This is a genomic window from Pseudomonas agronomica (genome assembly GCF_025917275.1).
GTDB lineage: Bacteria > Pseudomonadota > Gammaproteobacteria > Pseudomonadales > Pseudomonadaceae > Aquipseudomonas > Aquipseudomonas agronomica.
This window is the reverse complement of sequence record NZ_JAOSHO010000593.1, coordinates 1-2,823: the sequence shown is the minus strand read 5'-3', so window position 1 is coordinate 2,823 and position 2,823 is coordinate 1. Positions and strand designations below refer to the sequence as shown.

Annotated in this window: 3 protein-coding genes; 1 reads left to right on the top strand and 2 read right to left on the bottom strand. The window is 57.9% G+C overall.

The features are described from left to right. Window positions 1–76: 76 nt before the first annotated feature. Together OC610_RS24945 and OC610_RS24940 are read right to left on the bottom strand one after the other, a co-directional pair. Window positions 77–1,297: a CaiB/BaiF CoA transferase family protein gene (locus OC610_RS24945; RefSeq protein ID WP_264431684.1), complete on the bottom strand. Its 1,221-nt coding sequence runs from the start codon at window positions 1,295–1,297 to the stop codon at window positions 77–79. A gap of 13 nt (window positions 1,298–1,310) precedes the next feature. Further along, a complete protein-coding gene (locus OC610_RS24940) occupies window positions 1,311–2,492 on the bottom strand; it encodes an acyl-CoA dehydrogenase (RefSeq protein WP_014335919.1) in 1,182 nt (393 codons plus the stop codon). Window positions 2,493–2,650: 158 nt separating this feature from the next. Here OC610_RS24940 and OC610_RS24935 point away from each other — a divergent pair. Then, window positions 2,651–2,823: LysR family transcriptional regulator (locus OC610_RS24935; protein ID WP_264431685.1), on the top strand; the 173-nt coding region annotated here is incomplete at its 3' end.

Below are 2,823 nucleotides of genomic sequence, written 5' to 3'. Positions count from 1 at the left end.
CTATCAATAAGTTGCGCAGCACTGGCAAACCCGTCGCTTTCGCTCCTCAGATCCCTCTTCTATATAGAGGGAAGATTCATAGGACCTCAGCTTCCCTGAGCGCTGCCACTGCGGCTTCATCCAGCCCCAACACCCGCTGCAATACCTCAAGCGTATGCTCCCCTAACAAAGGGGGGGCATTGCGATATTCCACAGGCGTATCGGACAGCCTGATCGGGCTGGCCACTTGCGGCACTTTACCGGCTAGCAGGTGTGGTAATTCCATCGCCAATCCACGCGCCTGAACCTGAGGGTCGGCAAACACCTGGGCAAGGTCGTTGATTGGCCCACACGGCACGCCCGCCTGCTCCAACTGAGCCACCCACTCGGCAGTGGTCTTGAACACCGTCGCCTGGCGAATCAGTGGAATCAACACCGCCCGATTCGCCACCCGTAACTTGTTGGTCGCAAAACGCGGATCATCAGCCCACTGCGGTTGACCAGCAACCTCAGCGAACTTTCGGAATTGACCGTCATTACCCACGGTAAGGATGAAATCACCATCAGCCGTAGGAAAATCCTGATAAGGCACGATGTTCGGGTGAGCATTGCCCAACCGCTTCGGTGCATTGCCCGTGGTCAGGTAATTCATCGCCTGGTTGGCCAGGCAAGCCACTTGAACATCCAGCAAGGCCATATCGATGTGCTGCCCGCCGCCGACATGCTCGCGGTGAGCCAACGCCGCCAGAATGGCAGCGGTCGAGTATAGTCCCGTGAGGATGTCCGTCAGCGCGACCCCAACCTTCACCGGCCCCGCGCCCTCATCCCCCTCCGGCCGACCGGTCAGGCTCATCAAGCCTCCCAGCCCCTGGATCATGAAGTCATACCCGGCGCGCTTGGCATAGGGTCCGGTCTGTCCAAAACCGGTGATCGAGCAATAGATCAATTGTGGATTGATCGCCTTCAGAGACTCATAGTCCAGGCCATACGCAGCCAGACCACCCACCTTGAAGTTCTCGATCAGAATGTCGGACTTGGCCGCCAGCTCTCGCACCAACCGCTGCCCCTCTGGACGCGTGAAATCAATGGTCACCGACTGCTTGTTGCGATTGGCCGACAGATAATAAGCGGCTTCGGTCGTATTCTCGCCTCGGGCGTCCTTCAGGAAGGGCGGCCCCCAGGCGCGCGTATCGTCACCATTGCCGGGACGCTCGACCTTGATGACATCAGCCCCCAGGTCCGCCAGGATCTGCCCAGCCCACGGGCCGGCCAGCACCCTCGATAAATCCAATACCCGCAGATGCGAAAGCGCGCCCATGACCGTTCTCCTATTAATAGAACGCCTGGATACCGGTTTGCGCACGCCCGAGGATCAGCGCATGAACGTCATGCGTGCCTTCGTAGGTGTTCACGACTTCCAGATTCACCAGATGACGAGCGATGCCGAACTCATCGGAAATACCGTTACCGCCCAGCATGTCCCGCGCCATGCGGGCAATATCCAGGGACTTGCCACAGGAGTTGCGCTTCATGATCGAAGTGATCTCCACCGCCGCGGTGCCTTCATCTTTCATGCGACCCAGACGCAGGCACCCCTGCAAGGCAAGCGTGATTTCAGTTTGCATATCCGCCAGTTTTTTCTGAATCAACTGATTCGCAGCAAGCGGCCGACCGAACTGTTGGCGGTCCAGCGTGTATTGGCGAGCGGTATGCCAGCAGAACTCAGCGGCTCCCAAAGCGCCCCAGGAGATGCCGTAGCGGGCCGAGTTCAGGCAAGTAAACGGCCCCTTCAGGCCACGGACATCCGGAAAAATGTTTTCTTCTGGAACGAATACATTGTCCATGACGATTTCACCGGTGATCGAGGCGCGCAGCCCGACCTTGCCATGAATAGCCGGCGCGCTCAGGCCCTTCCAGCCTTTCTCAAGAACGAAACCGCGAATATCGCCAGCGTCGTCCTTGCCCCAGACGACGAACACATCAGCGATAGGACTGTTGGTGATCCACATTTTGCTGCCGGTCAGGCTGTAGCCACCTTCCACTTTGCGTGCGCGAGTAATCATCGCGCCTGGGTCCGAACCATGGTTCGGCTCGGTCAGACCAAAGCAGCCGATCCATTCACCCGACGCTAGCTTCGGCAAATACTTCTGCTTTTGCGCCTCGGTCCCGAATTCATTGATCGGCACCATGACCAGCGAGGACTGCACGCTCATCATAGAGCGATAGCCGGAATCGACCCGCTCCACTTCGCGAGCGATCAGACCGTAGCTCACATAGTTCAGCCCACTGCCGCCGTATTGCTCGGGGATGGTTGCTCCCAGAAGACCCACCTCCCCCATCTCACGGAAAATCGCCGGGTCGGTCTTCTCATGACGGAACGCTTCCAATACCCGCGGCGCGAGCTTCTGCTGGGCGAACTGCTCGGCAGTGTCGCGAATCATTCGCTCCTCTTCGGTGAGCTGTTGATCCAGCAACAGTGGATCGATCCAGTTGAAGCTCGCTTTGCCGGCCATGAAAAAGTCCTCGCCAATGAATTTGAAAATCGTGGATTGAATCCTAGGCGCGGTTTCCTACTAGGGCAAACGAGGATTACGCACTCTGTTGTGCTAATTTCTCACTTCGTAAACGCCATAGACCCCGTTTATTCGCCTGTCGAGTGAGGCTTACGTACATGCGCCGTAAAATCCCCAGTACCGCTGCCCTGGTCAGTTTCGAATCTGCCGCGCGCCACGAGAGCTTCACCAAGGCGGCGCAAGAGCTTTCCCTTACCCAAGGCGCTATCTGCCGACAGATCGCTAGCCTGGAAGACTTTCTCAATGTGGAGCTTTTCAGGCGGTCGCGCCG

Coding starts and splice junctions, on each gene's coding strand:
- OC610_RS24945 (WP_264431684.1), bottom strand. CDS start 1,297: ATGGGCGCGCTTTCGCATCTGCGGGTATTGGATTTATCGAGGGTGCTG.
- OC610_RS24940 (WP_014335919.1), bottom strand. CDS start 2,492: ATGGCCGGCAAAGCGAGCTTCAACTGGATCGATCCACTGTTGCTGGAT.